This is a genomic window from Prevotella sp. tc2-28 (assembly GCF_900107705.1).
Taxonomy (GTDB): Bacteria; Bacteroidota; Bacteroidia; order Bacteroidales; family Bacteroidaceae; genus Prevotella.
Window position 1 is genome coordinate 1 of the sequence record NZ_FNRE01000031.1, and the last position, 1,878, is coordinate 1,878.

General features: G+C 55.5%; 1 protein-coding gene. It reads left to right on the plus strand.

Annotated features, from left to right (window positions below; translation table 11 throughout):
* The coding region (locus BLU47_RS14395) for a C10 family peptidase (RefSeq protein WP_176780615.1) at positions 1 to 1,878 on the plus strand (1,878 nt) is incomplete at both ends.

The following is a 1,878-nucleotide window of genomic DNA, read 5'->3' on the forward strand; positions in this document are numbered from 1 at the left end:
TCCGCTCCTGCCCAGGGCAGCACCCGTAGGGCTATGACGACAACACCCCAGTTGAACGAGGTGGCAACGGGCATGAACCACCTCTACGTGTTTAATGTCGATGGCGGAGGATACGTCATCACCAGTGGCGACGAGCGGGCCGTCTCCGTGTTAGGCTATAGCACCACTGGAACTCTCGACTGGCAGCACATGCCCGAGAACATGCGCTACTGGCTGCAGGGGTATAACGAGGCCATTGCCAAGATTGCCCAGAGCAACCTGCCTGCAGCTGCTCCACGTCAGCGCGCCACACGTCCTGCCATTAAGCCTATGGTGACATGTCCCTGGAGCCAGGACCCCGTCTTCAACGACGAATGCCCCATGTACACAGGTAAGGCTGCCGCTGGTCAGGGCAAGCGATGCGTCACAGGCTGTACGGCAACAGCCATAGCGCAGGTGATGTACTACCACAAGTGGCCGAAGGCGGCTACCACAGCCATCCCGGGCTACAAATACGAGGTCAGCAACGTTCAGAAGGGGCTGACTGAGCCTTTCGAACTGCCGGAGTTGCCTGCCACCACCTTCGACTGGGACAACATGCGCGACAAGTACCTGGATGCGTCGGGCGGTGTGCTGTCTGACGTGACTCCTGCCCAGCGCAAGGCCGTAGCCACACTGATGCGCTACGTTGGTCAGATGGTGAACATGAGCTACAGCCCTGAGATATCGTTGGCATTCCACGATCCGGCCGTGGAGCTGTTGCCCAAGTACTTCAACTACGACAAGGGCCTCCGTAGCATCTTCCGCTACGACTATACCATCGACGAATGGGAGAACACCATCTACAACGAGCTTGCAGCCAACCGACCGGTGGTCTATGCCGCTATGGCGGGCGATGATGGCGGACACACCTTCGTCTGCGACGGCTACGACGGCCAGGGACTGTTCCACATCAACTGGGGCTGGGCAGGCGATGGCGACAACTACTTCTCGCTGTCGGTACTCGATGCTAAAGGCTACGACAAGACTGTCGCCGCTGGCAACGCCTTCAACATGAGCCAGACGGCCCTCATCGGCATCCAGAAAGAGAATGGAGGTACGGGTGTAGGACTGCCGGAGCTGAAGATGCCGATTTTCCCCTACACCATTACGGAAGATAAAGAGAAATACTACATCAAGATCAATCTGGTTTACTTCAGCGCGGCCTATCCTACGGCCACATTCGAGGTGGATCTGTTTGAGAAGAAGGGCGACCAGTGGGAGCAATTCACGCTAGACGGTGAGCCCGTAAACATGAAGACGGGAGTCGATGGCACTTATACCTTTACTTACTACAAGTCCACTGAAGATCCCGACTGCCAGAAGAACCTCTATGTCCGCTACCGCTATAAAGGCACTGACAACCAATATGGCGAGTGGAAGCTGCTGACGAAGAGCCAGTATGTAGAATACAAAGTCAGCAACAAAAAGCTGACGCTGACGGGCTACCCCGTGCTCACCCAGACAAACTTCAAGATGACGGACGCTCAAGTCACTCGCGGAACGGGTGATATCAATACAACCAGCGAAATCACGCTGACCGTCGAGAACAAGGACGCCGAGTTCAACGGAGCCTTCTCGCTCATTCCCTATTTTATAGGTAATGACAAAGCCGAGGATGCCTACAAACTCATCGATGCCGATACTCCCAAGGCCACGTATGTCAAATATAATGCCCTGTCGGTGGGTGCGTTCCTCAGAGCCAACAGTACGACGCCCGTGAAGTTCTATTTCACCCCGAAAGATGAGGGCACCTACCTGTTCCTGCTCTACGATGCGGCACAACCCGAAAACGATCTGGGCTATTTCTATATGTACTTCCCTGCCGAGGTGACGGGAATAGAAAGTCTCACCCCCGAC